Source organism: Clostridioides sp. LIBA-7678 (genome assembly GCF_056716065.1).
Map to the genome: position 1 here is coordinate 81,763 of NZ_CP196987.1, position 22,337 is coordinate 104,099.

Consider the following 22,337-nt stretch of genomic DNA (forward strand, 5'->3'; position numbering starts at 1 on the left):
CTTGTTAATATTAGGATGGGTGGAAAAATCAGAAAACCAAGTAAAGTGAGGTGATAGTAGAAGAAAAAGCATATAAGTTTAGAATATATCCAAATAAAAAACAGCAAGAGCTAATTAACAAAACTTTTGGATGTTGTAGATTTGTATATAATAAATCAATTAGAATACAAGGCTAATTGGTATGGTAGACAAATTGTAAAGGTAGGTAAATTCTTTGCAAGTTCACAAATATGCAATAAATGTGGGTACAAAAACGAGGAAGTTAAGAATTTAAATATAAGAGAATGGATTTGTCCTTGTTGTAATGTAACTCACGATAGAGACATAAATGCGAGTATAAATATACTAAAAGAAGGATTAAGACTAATAACAGTTTAAAATAGATAACTTATGTAAGAACCGTAGGAACTACGGGGATAGCCTGTGGAGAGTTTGTAAGACATATTTTAGTATGCAAAATTCTATGAAACAGGAACCCTGTGACTTTAGTCATGGGAAGTTCAGTAAAAATAAACTTGCAAAACAATGTACTAGTTTAATATTATAGTTATATTGAATAAAATATCAGGAGGAAGTAAAAATGAATGTAAGAGTAAGATTTGCACCAAGTCCAACAGGATTTGTACATATAGGTAGTTTAAGAACTGCTTTATATAACTATTTATTTGCAAAAAAAATGGGCGGAGAATATATATTAAGAGTAGAGGACACGGACCAAAGTAGATTAGTAGAAGGTGCTATAGAGAATATGCTTAATGCTATGAAATGGGCTGGTGTCAATCATGATGAAGGTGTTATATTAGATGATACTGGAAAAGTAGTACAAAAAGGAGAATATGGTCCATATATTCAATCTCAGAGATTAGATATATACCAAGAATATATAAAACAACTTTTAGATAGTGGAAAGGCTTATTATTGTTTCTGTACAAAGGAAAGACTAGATGAAGTAAGAGATGCTCAAAGGGCAGCAGGAGAAACAGCTAAATATGATGGCCATTGTAAGAATCTTTCTAAAGAAGAAGTAGAAGCAAATATAAAAGCAGGAATACCATACGTTATAAGATTAAGATTACCAGAGAATCATACAATTAAGTTTACAGATTTAGTTAGAGGAGATATGGAATTTAATACCAATGATTTAGATGACCAGGTACTAATGAAAACAGATGGATTCCCAACTTATCACTTTGCTGTAGTTGTAGATGATTATTTAATGAAAATCACACATGTAATAAGAGGTGAAGAGTGGGTATCCTCTACTCCAAAACATGTCTATTTATATGAAGCTTTTGGATGGGAAGCACCTGTATTTGTACATTTACCAAATATACTTAATAAAGAAAAGAAAAAATTAAGTAAGAGACAAGGTGATGTGGCAGTTGAAGACTTTAAGAAAAAAGGATATTTACCAGAAGGTTTAGTAAACTATGTAGCATTAGTTGGATGGTCTCCAGAAGATAATCAAGAATTGTTTACAATGGAAGAATTGGAAAAAGCATTTTCTGTAGAAAGAGTATCTAAAAGTGGTGGAGTATTTGATACTGAAAAGCTAAATTGGGTTAATCAACACTATATAAAAGATGGTGATGATACTTACTTAACAGATTTAGCAATACCATTCTTGATAGAAGATGGATTTATAACAGAAGAAGAAGCTACTAGTAAGTATGAGTTTTTAAAGAGTATGATATCAGTACTTAAAGAGAAATTACAATATGTAAAAGAAGTTACTGATCATGCAAGTATATTCTTTGGAGATAAAATAGAAGTAGAGACTGAAGAAGGAAGTGAATTCTTAAAGCTAGAACACATACCTACTTTAATAGATGCTCTACAAGAAAAAATAGAAAAAGCAGACTTATTAAATGCTGAATTTGTTCAAGCGATGCTTAAAGAAATTCAAAAAGAGTATAAAATAAAAGGAAAAAATTTATTTATGGGCTCAAGAATAATTTTGACAGGGCAAATGCATGGACCAGATTTACCAAAAGTAATGGAGGTTTTAGGAAAAGAAACTTGCTTAAATAGAATAGCTTATGTAAAAAATAATATATTATAGTCATAAAAGTCCGCTAATTTAGAAGCGGACTTTTTTTGTGTTAGTATTTGGTGAAAATATCTAGTTAAGAAAATGAAGGTATTTAGGGCAATAAATTTAATATATAAAAAGCAAAGCAAAAATATAAATAAAATATTAATAATAAACTAATAAAAATATTAAGCATAGAAGAAGGAAATCTATTATTTTAGTTTGATTTAATTATTAAGGGGGTAATTACTATGTATAGTAATATGGATGATGTTAAAAAGGAATTAAAGGAGCTATGCTTAGAATATGTTACAATTTTAGAAAAATTAAAAGATGAAAAAATGATTACAGAAGAAACTTTTGAAAAATGTTCTTCTCAAAAAAAGATATTTTTAGAAGAGCAATAGATAATAACAGGGGTATTGTTATTATGTAGTTTATAAGGATAGTACTAAAAATGATAGTAGTACTATTATTTATTGCAATTTTCAACTATAATATAATATATAATGTTAAGAAAATAATTTATAAAAATATGGTGAGGTGATGAGTGTGAAAGTTTATAATACATTAACTAGAACAAAAGAAGAATTTGTTCCATTAGAAGAAGGAAAGGTAAAAATGTATGTGTGTGGTCCAACAGTCTATAACTATATACATATAGGTAATGCAAGACCATTTATAATATTTGATACTCTAAGAAGGTATCTAGAGTATAGAGGATATGATGTAACTTATGTACAAAACTTTACAGATGTTGATGACAAAATTATAAATAGAAGCCATGAAGAAGGAATATCTCCAGAAGAAGTTGCTACTAAGTATATAAAAGAATATTTTGTAGATTGTGATGGACTAGGAATTAAAAGAGCTACTGTTCATCCTCAAGTTACAGATAATATACAACAAATTATAGATTTTATAAAAGAATTAGAAGATAAGGGATATGCTTATGCAGTAAATGGTGATGTGTATTTTGATACAAACAAGTTTGAAGGATATGGGAAACTTTCAGGTCAAAAGCAAGAAGACTTAGAAGCTGGAGCTAGAATTGAAGTTAATGACCAAAAAAGACATCCTATGGATTTTGTTCTTTGGAAAGCTAAAAAAGAAGGTGAACCAGGATGGGATAGTCCTTGGGGAGAAGGTAGACCTGGATGGCATATAGAATGTTCTGTTATGTCTAAGAGATATTTGGGTGAGACAATTGATATACATGCAGGTGGTCAAGATTTAACATTCCCACACCATGAAAACGAGATAGCTCAAAGTGAAGCTAGAAGTGGAAAAACATTCTCAAAATATTGGATGCATAATGGATATATAAATATAAATGATGAAAAAATGAGTAAATCTAAAGGTAATTTCTTTACAGTAAGAGATATATCAAAATTATATGATTTAGAAATAGTAAGATTTTTCATGTTATCAGCACATTACAGAAATCCAGTGAACTTTAGTGATGAGATGCTAAATCAAGCTAAAGCTGGTCTTGAAAGACTATATAATACTAAAGAAAAATTAGAATTTACATTAAGTAATCTAAAGGAGTCTACTTTAACAGAAAAAGAAGTAGAACTTGTTAAAGAATTGGATAACTTCAGACAAAAGTTTATCGATGCTATGGACGATGATGTCAATACAGCAGATGCAGTGAGTGTAATATTTGAGTTAGCTAAGTTAATAAATTCTAATGTAGATGAAAACTCTTCTCTAGAATTTGCTAAAAAGTGCTTAGATGAATTTAATGAGCTTACAAAGGTATTAAATATTGTAAATAAGAAGAAAGATACTGTATTAGATAAAGACATTGAAGAACTAATACAAAAAAGAACGGATGCAAAGAAAAATAAAGAGTTCCAATTAGCAGATGATATAAGACAACAATTATTAGATATGGGAATTGTATTAGAAGACACAAGACAAGGTGTTAAGTGGAAAAGGGTATAAAAAATGGAAAAAACTGAATTAGTTACTATGTCACCACTAGTTTTAGCATACTTAGGTGATACAGTGTATGAGACATATATAAGAGAACATTTAATTAGACAGAATACACAAAGAAAAGTTAATGATTTGCATAAATTAGCTATAAAGTATGTAAAAGCTAAAGCTCAGGCAACTATAATTCATGAAATTGAAACTGAATTAACTGAGGAAGAGAGCAAAATATACAAGAGGGGAAGAAATCAAAAATCAAATACTTCTCCTAAAAATGCAGATATTATAGACTATAAACATGCAACTGGATTTGAGGCCTTGGTTGGATATTTGTATTTAAATAATGAAATAGAGAGACTTCAATATATTATCAATAAAGGAATCAAAATTATTGAAAGAGATATGTAAATATTAGAGAGTGTTGTCTTAATAATAATCAATAAGGCAACACTTTTTTTATAACTAATGTATAATAAATATATAGAAATTAGTCAAGAGAAAGGATAAAAATTTATGAAAGTAAAATTAATATCACATACACCTGAACCAGAAAAAGTAATAGCTATGGCAGCTAAGCTATGTTATTCACCAGTTGGGACAGACGAAATAGAAAAAGACTTAACAGATGAAAGTATAGAGAAGTTTTTAAATATGTTATTAAGTATAGGTCATGGGTCAATATTAGAACATGCTTCATTTACATTTTCAATAGAAGGGATATCAAGAGCTTGCTCACATCAAATTGTTAGACATCGTATAGCTAGTTTTTCACAACAGAGTCAAAGATATGTTAAATTAGAGCAATTTGAGTACATAATTCCTCCAGAAATAGAAAAAATAGAAAAAGCAAAAGAGTTATTTATAAAGTCAATGAAAAAAGACCAAGAGGCTTATGATAACTTAGTAGAGATATTATTTGAAAATCATTATAATGAATTAATAAAAGATGGTAAAAATGAGAAAGCAGCAAAAAGACAAGCTGAAAAGAAAGCAATAGAAGATGCTAGATATGTATTTCCAAATGCATGCGAAACAAAAATGGTATTTACTATAAATGCTAGAAGTTTATTTAATTTCTTTGAACATAGATGTTGTGAAAGAGCACAGTGGGAAATAAGAAATCTAGCTGTAGAAATGTTAAGAGAAGTTAAAAAGGTTGCTCCAATACTATTTAAAAAGACTGGACCAAGTTGTGTAAATGGTAGTTGTCCAGAAGGAACTATGACTTGTGGAGATATAGTTCAAGTTAGAGAAAAATTTAAGGCCTTGTAGGAGGTGAATCATTTGGCAAGTATAGAAGGAAGAAATCCAGTAATAGAAGCTATAAAAAGTGATAGAGAAATAGATAAAATATTAATTTCAAATTCAGCTAAAGAAGGTTCAATTAAAAAAATAATAGGAATAGCTAAAGAGAAGAACATAATTATACAATATGTTGATAAACATAAATTAGATGAGGTAAGTACAAGCCATTCACATCAAGGCGTAATAGCTTATGCAAGTGAATATAAGTATTACGAATTGGATGAGCTAATAGATTTAACAAAAAACAAAGATGAAGACCCATTTTTCATTATATTAGATGAGATAACAGATCCACATAATCTAGGTTCAATAATAAGGACAGCAGATGCAGTAGGAGCACATGGAGTTATTATTCCTAAAAGAAGGTCTGTACACATAACACCTGTAGTTGCTAAAGCGTCTGCAGGAGCAGTAGAGTATATGCCAGTTTGTAAGGTAACCAATATAGTTAATACAATAAAAAGATTAAAAGATGAAGGGCTGTGGATTGCAGCTGCTGATATGGATGGAGAAACTTTTTATAAACAAAATCTTACAGGTCCTCTTGGTGTGGTAATTGGAAGCGAAGGTTTTGGGATATCTAGATTGGTTAAACAAAACTGTGACTTTATAGTAAAAATGCCAATGATAGGTAATGTTACATCTTTAAATGCATCCGTGGCGGGTGGAATACTTTTATATGAGATATTCAGACAAAGACTGGATAAAAGTAAATAACCATGAAAAAAAATATAAATCATTACTTAATAATAGATGGCTACAATATTATAAATGCGTGGGATAATTTGAAAGAACTGGCTAAAGATGATTTAGAAGATTCTAGAGAAAAGCTTATTGATGATATTATAGAATTTTCTGAGTTTATGGGTTATAAGACTATAATAGTTTTTGATGCTTATAATGTCAAGAATTCACGAGAAAAAGTTGAGAAAAGAAAACACATAACGATAGTTTATACGAGAGAGCACCAAACAGCAGATAGTTATATAGAGAAATTTATAACTTCTTTATCAAAGTATGATGATGTAAAAGTAGCTACTAATGACTATGCAGAGCAACAAATGATTTTAGGAAAAGGTGCTACAAGAATGTCTGCAAGAGAATTAAAGTTAGAGTTAGATCGTTCCAAGAATAAAATGAAGGAAAAAAATATCGGTTTGAGGAAAAAAATTCAGCGAAATTGGTTGGAGGAAAGGTTAGATAAAGAAACATTGTCGAAACTTGAGAACATTCGTAGAAAGCGTTGAAATTACTAGCTTCTTTAGACTATAATATACCTATAAATTTGTTTTATATATGGGGGAGATTTACATGTTGGTAGCAAAAGAAAAAAGTTATGAGTTAATAGACAATTGTCAGCAGGATGAGTATAACATTGTATTAAGAGCAAGTGAAGGGGATAAAATAGCACTAGAGTACATTATTACCAAATACAGAAATTTTGTAAAGGCAAAGGCAAAGTCCTATTTTTTAATTGGGGCGGATAAAGAAGATATAATACAAGAAGGAATGATAGGCCTTTATAAGGCAGTTAGAGATTTTGATGGAAGTAAGACAAATTCGTTTAAATGTTTTGCAGAGATATGTATAACAAGACAAATAATAACTGCTATAAAAACTGCAACAAGACAAAAACATATACCTTTAAATTCATATGTTTCTTTGAACAAACCAATATATGATGAAGAGTCAGACAGAACACTTTTAGATATTATAGCTACAAGTATAGTAACAGATCCAGAAGAACTTATAATTAGTAAAGAAGAGTTAAAAAATATAGAATCAAAGATGAATGAATTATTAAGTGACTTGGAATTAGAAGTCCTAGAATTATATTTAAATGGAAAGTCATACCAGTTTATAGCGGACAAGCTTAAAAGAGATGTAAAGTCAATAGATAACGCTTTACAAAGGGTTAAGAGAAAATTAGAAAAACATCTTGAAAACAGAAATGATTAATAGTAAAATACTTACCATAAGCTTATTGTGAGCAAAATTAATTTATATCGAAAGATAAGGGAGGAAATTCAAAATGGCTAAAGCTAAATACGAAAGAACAAAACCTCATGTTAATATAGGTACAATAGGACACGTTGACCACGGTAAAACTACATTAACAGCAGCAATAACAAAAACATTATATGACAGATACCAATTAGGAGAAGCAGTAGATTTCGCAAACATAGATAAAGCTCCAGAAGAAAGAGAAAGAGGAATCACAATATCAACAGCACACGTTGAGTATGAAACTCCAAACAGACACTACGCACACGTTGACTGCCCAGGACATGCTGACTACGTTAAGAACATGATAACAGGAGCAGCACAAATGGACGGAGCAATATTAGTTTGTTCAGCAACAGATGGACCAATGCCACAAACAAGAGAGCATATACTATTATCAAGACAAGTTGGTGTACCATATATAGTAGTATTCTTAAACAAATGTGACATGGTAGATGACGAAGAGTTATTAGAACTAGTAGAAATGGAAGTAAGAGATTTATTAACAGAATATGATTTCCCAGGAGATGATACTCCAATAATAAGAGGGTCAGCATTAATGGCATTAGAAGATCCAAAGAGCGAGTGGGGAAATAAGATAGTAGAATTATTCGAGCAAATAGATGAGTATATACCAGCTCCAGAGAGAGATACAGATAAACCATTCTTAATGCCAGTAGAGGACGTATTCTCAATCACAGGAAGAGGAACAGTTGCAACAGGAAGAGTAGAAAGAGGAGTACTAAAAGTACAAGACGAAGTAGAATTAGTAGGATTAACAGAAGCACCAAGAAAAGTAGTAGTAACAGGAGTAGAGATGTTCAGAAAATTATTAGACCAAGCACAAGCAGGGGATAATATAGGAGCATTATTAAGAGGAGTACAAAGAAGCGAGATAGAAAGAGGACAAGTACTAGCAAAAACTGGATCAGTAAAGGCACACACAAAGTTTACAGCAGAAGTATATGTACTTAAAAAAGAAGAGGGTGGAAGACATACACCATTCTTTGATGGATATAGACCACAATTCTATTTCAGAACAACAGACGTAACAGGAGCTTGTAAGTTACCAGATGGAATAGAAATGGTAATGCCTGGAGATAACGTAACAATGGAAGTAGACTTAATAAACTCAATAGTTGTAGAAGAGGGATTAAGATTCTCAATAAGAGAAGGTGGAAGAACAGTAGCTTCAGGAGTTGTTGCTACTATAGTAGAGTAATCTTTTATTAAACTGATGGATTAAAAAGAATAATAAAAAGAGGGGTTATGCTCCTCTTTTTTTAACATAGAAATACAAAAACATTGACACAGCATAGGATTTTGTGATAACTTATACAAGGTAATGATTATAGGAAGTTAATAATATCTTGAATACTGTAGATTTTTAATAAATACATATTTTAAAGGTATTATATTCACATATATTAACAATATATATTATTGTATTACAAAGTTGGAGGTGTATCAGATGAGAGTTAAAGTAACTTTAGCATGTACAGAGTGTAAGCAAAGAAACTACAACACTACTAAGAATAAGAAAAATAATCCAGACAGAATAGAATTACAAAAATATTGTAGATTCTGTAAAAAGCATACAACTCATAAAGAAACAAAATAGTTTTTTATAAGGATGTGAGTATGGAATGGCTGCCCAAAAAAATGACGGTGCAAAAACTAAAAAAAGGTTTAGTTTATTTGGATATCTAAAAGAAACTAAGCAAGAATTAAAAAGAGTTACATGGCCGACAAAAAAGGAACTGTTTAAAAACACAAGTATAGTTTTAACTGTAGTTATTTCATGCACTATATTAGTATGGGGTATAGACACTATATTATCTGGTGCACTAGCGTTATTACTAAAATAGACGAAAAGAGGTAAGTTAAATGTCAGAATTACAAGAAGCAAGTTGGTATGTAGTTCATACCTATTCGGGACATGAAAATAAAGTTAAAGCTACAATTGAGAAAGCAGTTAAAACAAGAGGTATGGAAGACTGCATAAGACAAGTAGTTGTTCCAACAGAAGAGGTAGTGGAAACTACTAAAACTGGAAAAGAAAAAACTAGACAACGTAAAGTTTATCCAAGTTATGTCTTGGTTAAAATGATAATAACTGATGAATCTTGGTATGTAGTAAGAAATACTAAGGGAGTTACAGGTTTCGTTGGACCTGGTTCAAAACCAGTACCATTAAGTGAAGATGAAGTCAAAGCTATGGGGATAGATACAACAGACCCTAAAGTAGTAAATAGTGATATTGATTTTGAAATAGGAGATACAGTAAAAGTATCTCAAGGACCATTTAGTGGACAAATAGGTAACATAGAAGAAATTGACTTAGAAAATAGAGAAGTCAAAGTATGCATAAATGCATTTGGTAAAAGGACTCTATTTGTAATAGAGCTTGAAGGTATAGAAAAAATCTAATACTATTATTATAGAAAAATCTGAGGAGGTGCGCTCAAAATGGCTAAAAAAGTTATAGGTCAAATAAAATTACAAATACCTGCAGGAAAGGCTACTCCAGCGCCACCAGTTGGACCAGCATTAGGACAACATGGTGTTAATATAATGGGATTCACAAAAGAATTTAATGCTAAAACTGCAGATCAAGCTGGAATGATAATACCAGTTGTTATAACTGTATATCAAGATAGATCATTCAGTTTTATAACAAAAACTCCACCAGCTGCAGTTTTAATTAAAAAAGCATTAAACTTAAAATCAGGTTCTGGAGAACCAAACAAAAAGAAAGTTGCTAAAATAACTTCAGCTCAAGTAAGAGAAATAGCTGAGTTAAAAATGCCTGACTTAAATGCTGCATCAGTAGAAGCTGCTATGAGTATGATAGCTGGTACTGCTAGAAGCATGGGTGTTGTAGTAGAAGACTAATTAAAAGATACACTTTTTTTTATAAAGTGGGAGGCGAAAAGCCGAAATTAACCACGAGGAGGAAAATAAAATGGCTAAAAAAGGTAAAAGATATGCAGGTGCATTAGAAAAAGTAGATAGAACTAAATTTTATGATGCATCAGAAGCATTAACATTAGTTTCAGATATAGCTGGAGCTAAATTTGATGAGACAGTAGAAGCACACATTAAATTAGGTGTTGACTCAAGACATGCTGACCAACAAGTAAGAGGTGCAGTTGTATTACCTCACGGAACTGGTAAAACTAAAAGAGTTTTAGTTTTTGCTAAAGGTGAGAAAGCTAAAGAAGCTGAACAAGCTGGTGCTGACTTTGTAGGAGCTGAAGAATTAGTTCAAAAAATACAAGGTGAAAACTGGTTTGAATTTGATATAGTAGTTGCTACTCCAGATATGATGGGTGTAGTAGGTAGATTAGGTAGAGTATTAGGACCTAAAGGTTTAATGCCAAACCCTAAATCAGGAACAGTTACATTTGATGTAGCTAAAGCTATAGATGAAATAAAAGCTGGTAAAGTTGAATACAGATTAGACAAAACTAACATAATACACGTTCCAGTAGGAAAAGTATCATTTGGTGGAGAAAAATTAGCTGAAAACTTTGCTGCATTAATGGATGCTATAATAAAAGCTAAACCAGCTGCTGCTAAAGGACAATATTTAAGAAGTGTAACAGTAGCTTCTTCAATGGGACCTGGAGTTAAAATAAACCCAGCAAGAACAGCTGAATAATAAAACTGTTGACACAGGTTGACAAAAATGTTATTATATCACTTGTCAATGTAAAAAAGAATAGATTTGCCGTAGATAGTGGGTGCGAGAGCTTAATATCCCGCCGAGGTTTTAGATAAATTGAGATTACTAAAGCTTTTGATGTCTACTTTTGGCAACAAAAGCTTTTTATAATGTTGCGGTAAATACTAAGCCTATTTGGTGAAGGAGGTGCACATCTATATGAGAAAAGCTATAGAAATTAAATCAGAAGTTGTTTCTGAGATAGTTGAAAAGTTACAAAAATCTTCTGCTGCTGTTGTTGTAGATTACAAAGGATTAACAGTTGAAGAGGTAACTGAGTTAAGAAAACAAATGAGAGAAGCTGGTGTAGATTACAAAGTATATAAAAATACTTTAGTTAGAAGAGCAGCTAAAGAAGTTGGTATAGAGCAATTCAATGATGAATTATTAGTTGGAACTAATGCTATAGCATTTGGATATGATGATCCAGTTGCTCCAGCAAGAATATTAAAAGGATTCATGGATTCTCATCCAAAGATGAAATTAAAGATGGGTATTGTGGAAGGTGCATTCTACGACGAGTCTAAAATTGTTGAAATGGCTAACATACCATCAAGAGAAGTTCTTATCGCTAAATTACTTGGTAGCTTAAAAGCTCCAGTATCAAACTTTGCATATTTAATAGATGCAATAGCGAAAAAGGCAGAAGGTCAAGAAGAAGCTTAATAGCTTAATTAAAAAATTATAAATATTAATTTGAAATAAAATTCGGAGGTGCTAAAAATGACAATAGAACAAATATTAGAAGCTATAGAAAATATGAAAGTTTTAGAATTAAATGAATTAGTTAAAGCTGCTGAAGAAAAATTCGGTGTATCAGCTTCAGCTCCAGTAATGGTAGCTGGTGCAGCTGCTGGTGGACCAGCTGCTGAAGAAAAAACTGAATTTGATGTAGTATTAGCTGAAGTTGGTTCTTCAAAAGTTGGAGTTATAAAAGCAGTTAGAGAAATAACAGGATTAGGATTAAAAGAAGCTAAAGAAGTAGTTGATAACGCTCCTAAGACAGTTAAAGAAGGAGCTTCTAAAGAAGAAGCTGACCAAATAAAAGAAAAATTAGAAGCTGCTGGAGCTAAAGTAGAAGTTAAGTAGTTTCTTTAAAAAGATACCCATAGGGTATCTTTTTTATTTGCAAAAAATTATAGAATTTATCTAGAATTATAAAGAAAATATTTTTATAAAATATAAAAAATATATATAATAGTATTAAATTAAGGGTATCATATAGTATGTAATGATATATTAATTTAATACTATTATTAAATTAATATATAAACAATTATTGTAATGTATATATATAGGGTATATAATTAAATGGAACTGTAAAAAATTACATATTATTTTAAAAAAATACATGAATAATTTAGAAATAAAATGTAATAAATAATTAATTAACAAATATAAATTTTAAAATGAACTAAGTATTAAAAAAATCGAAATTTGTAGACTTTGAAGGATGTATTTAAGGAGGAATTAATAATGGAAAAATTACAAGGAAAAATTGCAGTAGTTACTGCTGCGACAAAAGGTATTGGATTAGCTTCAGCAGAGATATTAGCAAAGAATGGAGCAATTGTATATTTAGCAGCTCGTTCAGAAGAATTAGCTAATGAAGTTATAAATAAAATAAGTGCAGAAGGTGGTTGTGCTAAGTTTGTTTACTTTAATGCTCGTGAAGAAGAAACTTTTACTTCAATGATAGAAGACGTAGTTAAAAAAGAAGGTAAGATAGATATACTTGTAAACAATTTTGGTTCAACAAACCCTTCTCTTGACAAAGACCTTGTAACTGGGGATACAGATAATTTCTTTGACACAGTAAATACTAATTTAAAAAGTGTGTATTTACCATGTAAAGCAGCAATTCCTCATATGATAAAGAATGGAAAAGGCAGTATAGTAAATATATCAAGTATAGGTTCAGTATTACCTGATTTATCTAGAATAGCTTACTGTGTATCAAAAGCAGCAATCAATTCATTAACTCAAAATATAGCAACACAATATGCAAAGAATCATGTTAGATGTAATGCTGTACTTCCAGGACTTATTGCAACTAAGGCAGCATTAGATAATATGTCCCCAGAGTTCATAAAAGAGTTTTTAAAGCATGTTCCTTTAAATCGTATAGGAGAACCAGATGATATAGCAAAAGCCGTTCTATTCTATGCTAGTGATGACTCATCATTCATAACAGGAGATTTACTTGAAGTTGCAGGAGGATTTGGTTTACCTACTCCACAATTTGCAGATAACATATTAGGATAATCAATACACTAATATATAAAGAAAATTTATATATTAGTTATGTTAGAAATTCTATTTTTATAAAGACCATAGATATAATTTACATTGGAAAAAGTTTAAGACTAAAAATTCCAAGTTAAATTTATCTATGGTCTTTATTTTGTATATTTAATAAATTGTATATATTTGTATAAATCTAATTATTTACAACTATTTCATTATGGAATTATAATTAAATAGGGGAAGGGTATTTGTATATAAGTTTATATAGAAAATTAGACCTATAAATGAAAAATATGGATTTTATATTAAGAAATTGTACATAATACATAATATATGCTAAAAATAATTTATAAAAAATCAAAAATAATGCATAGTTTACATATAAGATAAAAAATATATTGAAAAATACTTGACAATATGCTAAAATTATTAGATGCGTTAGAATGAACTATTGTTTTATTTTTAATTATTGAGAGGTGAAAAGTGAATGCCACATCCTGTCACGATAGGTAAAAGAACTAGAATGAGCTTTTCTAAAATTAAGGAAATAGCTGATGTGCCAAATCTTATAGAAATTCAAGTAGATTCCTATGAGTGGTTTTTAAAAGAAGGTTTAAAAGAAGTGTTTGATGATATTTCACCAATAGAAGATTATACTGGTAATCTTATATTGGAATTTGTTGACTATTCTTTAGACGATAAACCAAAGTACGATATAGAAGAGTGTAAAGAGAGAGATGCTACATATTGTGCACCTCTAAAAGTTAAGGTAAGACTTATAAATAAAGAAACAGGCGAGATAAAAGAACAAGAAGTATTTATGGGTGACTTCCCTTTAATGACAGAAAGAGGAACTTTCGTTATAAATGGAGCAGAAAGAGTTATAGTAAGTCAATTAGTTAGATCTCCTGGTGTTTACTATGCGGAAGAAAGAGATAAAACAGGTAAGAGATTGATTTCATCTACTGTAATTCCTAATAGAGGAGCATGGTTAGAATATGAGACAGATTCTAATGATGTAATTTCTGTAAGAGTTGATAGAACAAGAAAACAACCAGTTACAGTTTTACTTAGAGCTTTAGGGATAGGAACAGATGCAGAGATAATTGACCTTTTAGGAGAAGACGAAAGATTGTCTGCTACATTAGAAAAGGATAATACTAAATCAGTAGAGGAAGGTCTTGTAGAGATATACAAAAAATTAAGACCAGGTGAGCCTCCTACTGTAGAAAGTGCATCATCTTTATTAAATGCTTTATTCTTTGATCCAAAAAGATATGACTTAGCAAAAGTTGGTAGATATAAATTTAATAAGAAACTTGCTTTATGTTATAGAATAATGAATAAAATTTCAGCACAAGACATAATAAATCCAGAAACTGGGGAAGTATTTGTAAAAGCTGGAGAAAAAATAAGTTATGAGTTAGCTAAAGATATACAAAATGCAGGTATAAATGTAGTAAATCTACTAATGGATGATGATAAGAAAGTTAGAGTTATAGGAAATAATTTCGTAGATATTAAGTCTCACATTAATTTTGACATAGATGATTTAAACATAAAAGAAAAAGTACATTATCCAACTTTAAAAGAAATTTTAGATGGATATAGCGATGAAGAAGAAATAAAAGAAGCTATAAAATCAAGAATTAAAGAACTTATACCAAAACATATATTATTAGATGACATAATAGCTTCAATAAGTTATGAGTTCAATATATTCTATAATATAGGAAATATTGATGATATAGACCACCTAGGAAACAGAAGAATAAGATCTGTAGGTGAATTATTACAAAATCAAGTTAGAATTGGTCTTTCAAGAATGGAAAGAGTCATAAAAGAGAGAATGACAGTTCAAGATATGGAAGCTATAACGCCTCAAGCGTTAGTTAACATAAGACCAGTTTCTGCTGCAATAAAAGAATTCTTTGGTAGTTCTCAGTTATCTCAGTTCATGGACCAAACAAATCCTCTATCTGAGTTAACACATAAGAGAAGATTATCAGCTCTTGGACCTGGAGGTCTTTCAAGAGAAAGAGCTGGATTCGAAGTGCGTGACGTTCACCATTCACACTATGGTAGAATGTGTCCAATAGAGACGCCAGAGGGACCAAATATCGGTCTTATAAACTCTCTAGGAACTTATGCAAAGATAAATGAATTTGGATTTATAGAATCACCATATAGAAAATTTGATAAAGAAACAGCAACAGTTACTGATGAAATACATTATTTAACTGCTGATGAGGAAGACTTATTCGTAAGAGCTCAGGCAAATGAGCCATTAACAGATGATGGAAAGTTCGTAAACCATAGAGTTGTTTGTAGAACTGTAAATGGTGCTGTTGAAATGGTTCCTGAAAGTAGAGTAGATTACATGGATATATCTCCTAAGCAAGTTGTATCTGTTGCAACTGCTATGATACCTTTCCTAGAAAATGATGATGCCAACCGTGCCCTTATGGGAGCGAACATGCAGCGTCAGGCAGTGCCTCTAGTTAGAAGAGAAGCGCCAATTATAGGAACTGGTATAGAATATAGAGCTGCAAAAGACTCTGGAGCAGTTGTTGTTGCTAGAAATTCTGGTATGGCAGAAAGAGTAACAGCAGATGAAATAATTATAAAAAGAGAAGATGGAAACAGAGATAGATATAATCTACTTAAGTTTAAACGTTCAAACTCAGGTACTTGTATAAATCAAACACCTATAATAAGTAAAGGTGAAAAGATAGAGAGAGGCGATGTTATAGCAGATGGTCCAGCAACTGATTTAGGTGAAGTTGCACTTGGAAGAAACTGTCTTATAGCATTCATGACTTGGGAAGGTTATAACTACGAGGATGCCATATTAATAAATGAAAGATTAGTTAAAGAAGATAGATTATCAACAATTCATATAGAAGAATATGAATGTGAAGCTAGAGATACAAAACTAGGACCAGAGGAAATAACTAGAGATATACCTAATGTTGGAGATAGTGCAATCAAAAACTTAGATGATAGAGGTATAATAAGAATAGGTGCAGAGGTAGATTCAGGTGATATACTAGTTGGTAAGGTAACTCCAAAAGGAGAAACTGAACTTACTGCTGAGGAAAGATTACTTCGTGCAATATTTGGAGAAAAAGCTAGAGAAGTTAGAGATACTTCACTTAAAGTACCTCATGGTGAATCTGGTATAATAGTTGATGTAAAAGTATTTACTAGAGAAAATGGAGATGATTTATCTCCAGGAGTAAATGAATTAGTAAGATGTTATATAGCTAAAAAGAGAAAGATAAAAGTTGGAGATAAAATGGCTGGTCGTCATGGTAATAAGGGGGTTATCTCAAGAATATTACCAGAAGAAGATATGCCATTTATGGAAAATGGAACTCCTCTAGATATAATACTTAACCCACAAGGTATACCATCACGTATGAACATCGGTCAGGTTCTAGAAGTACATTTAGGACTAGCTGCTAAGACATTAGGATGGTATGTAGCAACATCAGTATTCGATGGTGCTAATGAGTACGATATAATGGATGCTCTTGAAGATGCTGGTTATCCTAGAGATGGTAAATTAACTTTATACGATGGTAGAACAGGTGAGACTTTTGACAACAGAATAACTGTTGGATATATGTATTACTTAAAACTACATCACTTAGTAGATGAAAAGCTGCATGCAAGAAGTACTGGACCATACTCATTAGTTACTCAACAGCCACTAGGTGGTAAAGCACAATTTGGTGGACAAAGATTTGGAGAGATGGAGGTTTGGGCTCTAGAAGCATATGGAGCTGCTCACATACTTCAAGAAATACTTACTGTTAAGTCTGATGATGTTGTAGGACGTGTTAGAACTTATGAAGCTATAGTTAAAGGTGAAAACATACCTGAGCCAGGAATCCCAGAATCATTTAAGGTTCTTATAAAGGAACTTCAAAGTTTATGCTTAGATGTAAAAGTGTTGACAGATGAAGACCAAGAAATAGAAGTGAGAGAATCTGTAGATGAAGATGATACAATAGGTGAATTTGAGCTAGACGTTGTAAATCATATGGGAGAAGTTGAAGAAAGTAACATAATAGAAGAAATTGAAGATGATTTTGCTGAAAACGCAGAAGATGAGGATATAGAGAATTTAGAAGAATTCACTGAAGATGATTTATTTGAAGAAGAAATAGATTTTGAAAGTGATGACTTTGATATGTAAATTTAATTAATGTAAATCTCAAATAGAAGGGAGAGAACTCCTTGTTTGAATTAAACAATTTCGAGTCGATAAAAATAGCATTGGCTTCTCCAGAAAAAATAAGACAATGGTCTAGAGGAGAAGTTAAAAAGCCAGAAACTATAAATTACCGTACTTTAAAGCCAGAGAAAGATGGTCTTTTCTGTGAAAGAATATTTGGACCACAAAAAGACTGGGAGTGCCATTGTGGTAAATATAGAAGAGTTAGATATAAAGGTGTAGTTTGTGATAGATGTGGAGTAGAAGTAACTAAATCAAAGGTAAGAAGAGAGAGAATGGGACATATAGAGCTAGCAGCTCCTATGTCTCACATCTGGTACTTCAAAGGTATACCAAGTAGAATGGGACTTTTACTTGATATGTCACCAAGATCATTAGAAAAAATATTATACTTTGCTTCATATGTAGTAGTAGACCCTGGAGAAACTGGATTGAATGAAAAACAGTTACTTACAGAAAAAGAGTACAGAACTGCTCTTGAAAAGTATGGATATACTTTTACTGTAGGAATGGGTGCTGAAGCTGTAAAGATATTACTACAAAATATAAATTTGGAGCAACAAAGTAAAGACTTAAGAGCGGAATTAAAAGATAGTACAGGACAAAAGAAAGTTAGAACAATCAGAAGATTAGAAGTTGTAGAGGCATTTAAAAAGTCTGGAAATAAACCAGAATGGATGATTTTAGATGCAATACCAGTAATCCCACCAGATTTAAGACCAATGGTACAACTTGATGGTGGAAGATTTGCGACTTCAGACCTAAATGATTTATATAGAAGAGTTATAAATAGAAATAATAGACTTAAAAGACTATTAGAGCTTGGAGCTCCAGATATAATTGTAAGAAATGAAAAAAGAATGCTTCAAGAAGCAGTTGATGCATTAATAGATAATGGTAGAAGAGGTAGACCTGTAACAGGTCCTGGAAATAGACCACTTAAATCTTTATCAGATATGCTAAAAGGTAAGCAAGGTCGTTTCCGTCAAAACTTACTTGGTAAGCGTGTTGACTACTCAGGACGTTCTGTTATAGTTGTTGGACCAGAACTTAAATTCTATCAATGTGGACTTCCAAAGAAAATGGCGTTGGAATTATTCAAGCCGTTTGTTATGGATAAATTAGTTAAAGAAGGTTATGCACATAATATAAAGAGTGCGAAATCTATAGTAGAAAAAGTTAAGCCAGAAGTTTGGGATGTTTTAGAAGATGTTATAAAAAGTCATCCAGTTCTTCTTAACCGTGCACCGACTCTACATAGATTAGGTATACAAGCATTTGAACCAATCTTAGTTGAAGGTAAGGCTATAAAACTACATCCTCTTGTATGTACAGCTTATAATGCAGACTTCGATGGTGACCAAATGGCAGTCCATGTACCTTTATCAGTAGAAGCACAAGCAGAAGCAAGATTCTTAATGCTTTCTGTAAATAATATCCTTGCTCCTAAAGATGGTTCACCTATAACTACTCCATCTCAGGATATGGTTTTAGGTTGCTATTATCTAACAATAGAAGCACAAGATGGAGCTAAAGGAACAGGAATGGTATTTAAAGACTTTAATGAGCTATTACTTGCTTATTATAATAAATCAGTTCATCTACATGCTTTAGTAAAATTAAAGGTAACACTTGAAGATGGAAGCAGCTCATTAGTTGAAAGTACTGTTGGTAGATTTATATTTAATGAAAATATACCTCAAGATTTAGGTTTTGTAGATAGAAAAGAAAACCCATTTGCACTTGAAGTTGATTTCTTAGCAGATAAAAAATCTCTTGGTAAAATAATAGATAAATGTTTTAGAAAACATGGAAATACAGAAACAGCTGAATTATTAGATTATATAAAAGCTCTAGGATTTAAATATTCTACACTAGGTGGAATAACAGTTGCTGTTGATGATATGAGTGTACCAGAAGAAAAGAAAGTATTTATATCTGAAGCAGAAGCAAAAGTTGATAAATATGAAAAAGCGTACAGAAGAGGTCTAATATCTGATGAAGAGAGATATGAGAAAGTCATAGAGACATGGACAGAAACAACTGATAAAGTTACTGATGCTCTTATGGGTGGACTAGACAGATTAAATAATATATATATAATGGCACATTCAGGAGCCAGAGGTTCTAAAAACCAAATTAGACAGCTGGCAGGAATGCGTGGTCTTATGGCCAATGCGTCTGGTAAAACAGTTGAGATACCAGTTAAATCTAATTTCCGTGAAGGTCTATCAGTACTAGAATACTTTACATCTTCACATGGTGCCAGAAAAGGTCTTGCTGATACCGCTATACGTACAGCTGAATCTGGATACTTAACAAGAAGACTTGTTGATGTAAGTCAAGATGTTATCGTAAGAGAAATAGATTGTGGAACAGAGGATACTACAGAAATTTATGCTATAAAAGAAGGAAATGAAGTTATAGAAGAGATATATGATAGAATTGTAGGAAGATATACTATAGACCCTATATTAAATCCTGAAACTGGTGAGGTTATAGTTGAAGCTGATGCTATGATACAAGAAGATGAAGCAGAAACTATAGTAGATTTAGGGATTGAAAAAATTAGGATAAGAACAGTTCTTAACTGTAAAACTAATCATGGAGTTTGTTCTAAGTGCTATGGTAGAAACTTAGCTACAGGAAAAGAAGTTAATATAGGTGAAGCAGTTGGTATAATAGCAGCTCAATCTATCGGTGAGCCGGGTACTCAGCTTACAATGCGTACATTCCATACTGGAGGAGTTGCAGGAGCTGATATAACTCAAGGTCTTCCAAGGGTTGAAGAATTATTTGAGGCTAGAAAGCCAAAAGGATTAGCCGTAATAACTGAAGTATCTGGTAGAGTTGAAATAGACGAAACTGGAAAGAGAAAAGAAGTAAATGTAATACCAGCAGAAGGCGAAACTCAAACATATGTGATACCATATGGTTCTAGATTAAAGGTTAAACAAGGTCAAATGTTAGAAGCTGGAGACCCATTAACACAAGGGTTTATAAATCCTCATGATATAGTAAGAGTAAATGGTGTTAAGGGAGTTCAAGAATATATAGTTAAAGAAGTTCAAAGAGTGTATAGACTTCAAGGGGTTGACGTTAACGATAAGCATATAGAAGTTATAGTAAGACAAATGCTATCTAAAGTTAAAGTTGAAGACCCAGGAGATACAGATTTATTACCAGGTGGATATGAAGATGTATTAACATTCAATGAATGTAATAAAGATGCTGTAGCTAAAGGTCTAAGACCAGCAGTTGCTAAAAGAGTTTTACTTGGTATAACTAAAGCGTCTCTTGCAACTGATTCATTCTTATCAGCAGCTTCATTCCAGGAGACAACAAGAGTATTAACAGAGGCAGCAATAAAAGGTAAAGAAGACCACTTAATAGGACTTAAAGAAAATGTTATATTAGGTAAATTAATACCAGCTGGAACAGGAATGAAGAAATATAGAAATATAGCTGTTGAAAAAATTGAAGATTAATGGCAGATAGAGTAAAGAAATCTTGACAACCATTATTTGTGGTGTTAAAATAGTAAAGTGTGTTGTTTAAAAGTGCACTAAGGGCTTGAATAAGCTCTTAGTGACTTTTAGATGGCAATAAATAAAAACTAAAAAGCATCAAGCTAGAAAAATGCTAATATCACATATTTATGTGTTATAGACATTAAATTGTAAGTAACGTATGTTACAATCAGTCAGTATGAATATTCATATTGATGTAGTTGGCGGTCACTGATAAGATCGAAAATTTGGAAGGAGGTGCAGATGATGCCAACAATTAACCAATTAGTTCGTAAAAGTAGAAAAGCGGTAGAGAAGAAATCTACTGCTCCAGCATTACAAAAAGGTTACAACTCTTTAAACAAGAAAGTAACTGACGCTAGTGCCCCACAAAAAAGAGGGGTTTGTACTTCAGTAAAAACAGTTACTCCTAAGAAACCTAACTCAGCTTTAAGAAAAGTTGCCAGAGTTAGATTAACTAATGGTATAGAAGTTTCTGCTTATATACCAGGAGAAGGACACAACTTACAAGAGCATAGTGTTGTTCTTATAAGAGGAGGAAGAGTAAAAGACCTTCCAGGGGTTAGATACCATATACTAAGAGGTACTTTAGATACAGCAGGTGTTGATAAGAGAAGACAATCAAGATCTAAGTACGGTGCGAAGAGACCTAAAGAAGCTAAAAAGTAAAAACAATTAATGATTGATTATAGTTCGGTGCTTTAAATATATATATTTATGGCATCACGGCATTAAGTGAATTATGTCGAGTACCTATGATTTAAGTTAAATAATTAAGGAGGGAAGCGAAATGCCAAGAAAAGGTAATGTTCCAAAAAGAGAAGTTTTACCAGATCCTATGTATGGGAGTAAGGTAGTTACTAAATTAATAAATAATCTAATGGTAGACGGAAAAAAAGGAAAGTCTCAAAGTATAGTTTATGATGCTTTCGCAGTTATTGCTGAAAAGACAGGAGAAGAAGCTTTAGAAGTATTTAATAAAGCAATGGACAATATAATGCCTGTTTTAGAAGTAAAAGCAAGAAGAGTTGGTGGAGCAAACTACCAAGTACCAATCGAAGTTAGACCTGAAAGAAGACAAACATTAGGTTTAAGATGGCTAGTAAAATACACTAGAGCTCGTGGAGAAAAAGGAATGGTTGATAAGCTTGCTAAAGAAATAATGGATGCAGCTAACAACACTGGAGCTTCAGTTAAGAAAAAAGAAGATACTCATAAAATGGCAGAGGCTAATAAAGCATTTGCTCATTACAGATGGTAGGATATATAGATATCTTATAAAATTGAGGATATCATAAGGAGGATAAC

The 22,337-nt window shown here is 31.6% G+C and carries 21 protein-coding genes, 2 pseudogenes and 1 other annotated feature; all 23 genes and pseudogenes read left to right on the forward strand.

The genetic code is table 11. The features are described from left to right. Window positions 1-50 precede the first annotated feature (50 nt). Window positions 51-122 (forward strand): annotated as a pseudogene (locus ACTG46_RS00545) (helix-turn-helix domain-containing protein); the annotation flags it as partial. Continuing rightward, window positions 115-378 (forward strand): annotated as a pseudogene (locus tag ACTG46_RS00550) (zinc ribbon domain-containing protein); the annotation flags it as partial. The pseudogenes ACTG46_RS00545 and ACTG46_RS00550, both read left to right, overlap by 8 nt. Window positions 379-580: 202 nt before the next feature. Beyond that, on the forward strand, window positions 581-2,062 hold the full coding sequence (gene gltX / locus ACTG46_RS00555; protein WP_054268668.1) for a glutamate--tRNA ligase: 1,482 nt from the start codon (window positions 581-583) through the stop codon (window positions 2,060-2,062). A 221-nt stretch (window positions 2,063-2,283) separates the two neighbouring features. After that, window positions 2,284-2,439, forward strand: a complete 156-nt coding sequence (locus ACTG46_RS00560) for a hypothetical protein (protein WP_021382499.1) — start codon at window positions 2,284-2,286, stop codon at window positions 2,437-2,439. A gap of 145 nt (window positions 2,440-2,584) precedes the next feature. Next, complete coding sequence (gene cysS / locus ACTG46_RS00565; protein ID WP_021382482.1) at window positions 2,585-3,982, forward strand: cysteine--tRNA ligase; 1,398 nt, start codon at window positions 2,585-2,587, stop codon at window positions 3,980-3,982. Between the two features lie 3 nt (window positions 3,983-3,985). Then, window positions 3,986-4,381: a Mini-ribonuclease 3 gene (locus ACTG46_RS00570; protein ID WP_054268669.1), complete on the forward strand. Its 396-nt coding sequence runs from the start codon at window positions 3,986-3,988 to the stop codon at window positions 4,379-4,381. 105 nt (window positions 4,382-4,486) lie between these two features. After that, the gene (gene thyX / locus ACTG46_RS00575; protein ID WP_223195502.1) at window positions 4,487-5,245 is read left to right on the forward strand and encodes an FAD-dependent thymidylate synthase; all 759 of its coding nucleotides are present in this window, start codon (window positions 4,487-4,489) and stop codon (window positions 5,243-5,245) included. Window positions 5,246-5,257: 12 nt separating this feature from the next. Next, window positions 5,258-5,995: a 23S rRNA (guanosine(2251)-2'-O)-methyltransferase RlmB gene (gene rlmB, locus ACTG46_RS00580; RefSeq protein WP_479923429.1), complete on the forward strand. Its 738-nt coding sequence runs from the start codon at window positions 5,258-5,260 to the stop codon at window positions 5,993-5,995. A gap of 2 nt (window positions 5,996-5,997) precedes the next feature. Further along, window positions 5,998-6,525, forward strand: a complete 528-nt coding sequence (locus ACTG46_RS00585; protein WP_054268672.1) for an NYN domain-containing protein — start codon at window positions 5,998-6,000, stop codon at window positions 6,523-6,525. 64 nt (window positions 6,526-6,589) lie between these two features. Then, window positions 6,590-7,237 carry an RNA polymerase sporulation sigma factor SigH gene (gene sigH, locus ACTG46_RS00590; protein WP_021382468.1) on the forward strand — a complete coding sequence of 216 codons (648 nt, stop codon included), beginning with the start codon at window positions 6,590-6,592 and terminating at the stop codon, window positions 7,235-7,237. 73 nt (window positions 7,238-7,310) lie between these two features. Next, entirely contained in the window at window positions 7,311-8,504 is a 1,194-nt protein-coding gene (gene tuf / locus ACTG46_RS00595) for an elongation factor Tu (protein ID WP_074179359.1), read from the forward strand. Window positions 8,505-8,753: 249 nt separating this feature from the next. Next, window positions 8,754-8,903 carry a 50S ribosomal protein L33 gene (gene rpmG, locus ACTG46_RS00600; protein WP_003421192.1) on the forward strand — a complete coding sequence of 50 codons (150 nt, stop codon included), beginning with the start codon at window positions 8,754-8,756 and terminating at the stop codon, window positions 8,901-8,903. Between the two features lie 25 nt (window positions 8,904-8,928). Further along, window positions 8,929-9,150 (forward strand): preprotein translocase subunit SecE, encoded by a 222-nt coding sequence (gene secE, locus ACTG46_RS00605; RefSeq protein WP_003429494.1) that lies wholly within the window; start codon window positions 8,929-8,931, stop codon window positions 9,148-9,150. A gap of 19 nt (window positions 9,151-9,169) precedes the next feature. After that, complete coding sequence (gene nusG, locus ACTG46_RS00610; protein ID WP_003421190.1) at window positions 9,170-9,712, forward strand: transcription termination/antitermination protein NusG; 543 nt, start codon at window positions 9,170-9,172, stop codon at window positions 9,710-9,712. Between the two features lie 39 nt (window positions 9,713-9,751). After that, window positions 9,752-10,177 (forward strand): 50S ribosomal protein L11, encoded by a 426-nt coding sequence (gene rplK, locus ACTG46_RS00615; protein ID WP_054268674.1) that lies wholly within the window; start codon window positions 9,752-9,754, stop codon window positions 10,175-10,177. Between the two features lie 70 nt (window positions 10,178-10,247). Then, window positions 10,248-10,946: a 50S ribosomal protein L1 gene (gene rplA, locus ACTG46_RS00620; RefSeq protein ID WP_054268675.1), complete on the forward strand. Its 699-nt coding sequence runs from the start codon at window positions 10,248-10,250 to the stop codon at window positions 10,944-10,946. Window positions 10,947-10,997: 51 nt separating this feature from the next. Then, window positions 10,998-11,126: a sequence feature (ribosomal protein L10 leader region), on the forward strand. Between the two features lie 42 nt (window positions 11,127-11,168). Next, window positions 11,169-11,675, forward strand: a complete 507-nt coding sequence (gene rplJ / locus ACTG46_RS00625) for a 50S ribosomal protein L10 (RefSeq protein WP_003421187.1) — start codon at window positions 11,169-11,171, stop codon at window positions 11,673-11,675. A 57-nt stretch (window positions 11,676-11,732) separates the two neighbouring features. Then, window positions 11,733-12,098: a 50S ribosomal protein L7/L12 gene (gene rplL / locus ACTG46_RS00630; RefSeq protein WP_021382505.1), complete on the forward strand. Its 366-nt coding sequence runs from the start codon at window positions 11,733-11,735 to the stop codon at window positions 12,096-12,098. A 387-nt stretch (window positions 12,099-12,485) separates the two neighbouring features. Beyond that, window positions 12,486-13,274 (forward strand): 7alpha-hydroxysteroid dehydrogenase, encoded by a 789-nt coding sequence (gene hdhA / locus ACTG46_RS00635; protein ID WP_054268676.1) that lies wholly within the window; start codon window positions 12,486-12,488, stop codon window positions 13,272-13,274. A gap of 469 nt (window positions 13,275-13,743) precedes the next feature. Continuing rightward, window positions 13,744-17,460 carry a DNA-directed RNA polymerase subunit beta gene (rpoB, locus tag ACTG46_RS00640; RefSeq protein WP_479923430.1) on the forward strand — a complete coding sequence of 1,239 codons (3,717 nt, stop codon included), beginning with the start codon at window positions 13,744-13,746 and terminating at the stop codon, window positions 17,458-17,460. A gap of 41 nt (window positions 17,461-17,501) precedes the next feature. Continuing rightward, entirely contained in the window at window positions 17,502-20,987 is a 3,486-nt protein-coding gene (rpoC, locus tag ACTG46_RS00645; protein ID WP_054268678.1) for a DNA-directed RNA polymerase subunit beta', read from the forward strand. Window positions 20,988-21,275: 288 nt separating this feature from the next. Continuing rightward, on the forward strand, window positions 21,276-21,698 hold the full coding sequence (gene rpsL / locus ACTG46_RS00650; RefSeq protein ID WP_021382501.1) for a 30S ribosomal protein S12: 423 nt from the start codon (window positions 21,276-21,278) through the stop codon (window positions 21,696-21,698). A gap of 121 nt (window positions 21,699-21,819) precedes the next feature. Further along, entirely contained in the window at window positions 21,820-22,290 is a 471-nt protein-coding gene (gene rpsG, locus ACTG46_RS00655) for a 30S ribosomal protein S7 (protein WP_021382504.1), read from the forward strand. Window positions 22,291-22,337 lie beyond the last annotated feature (47 nt).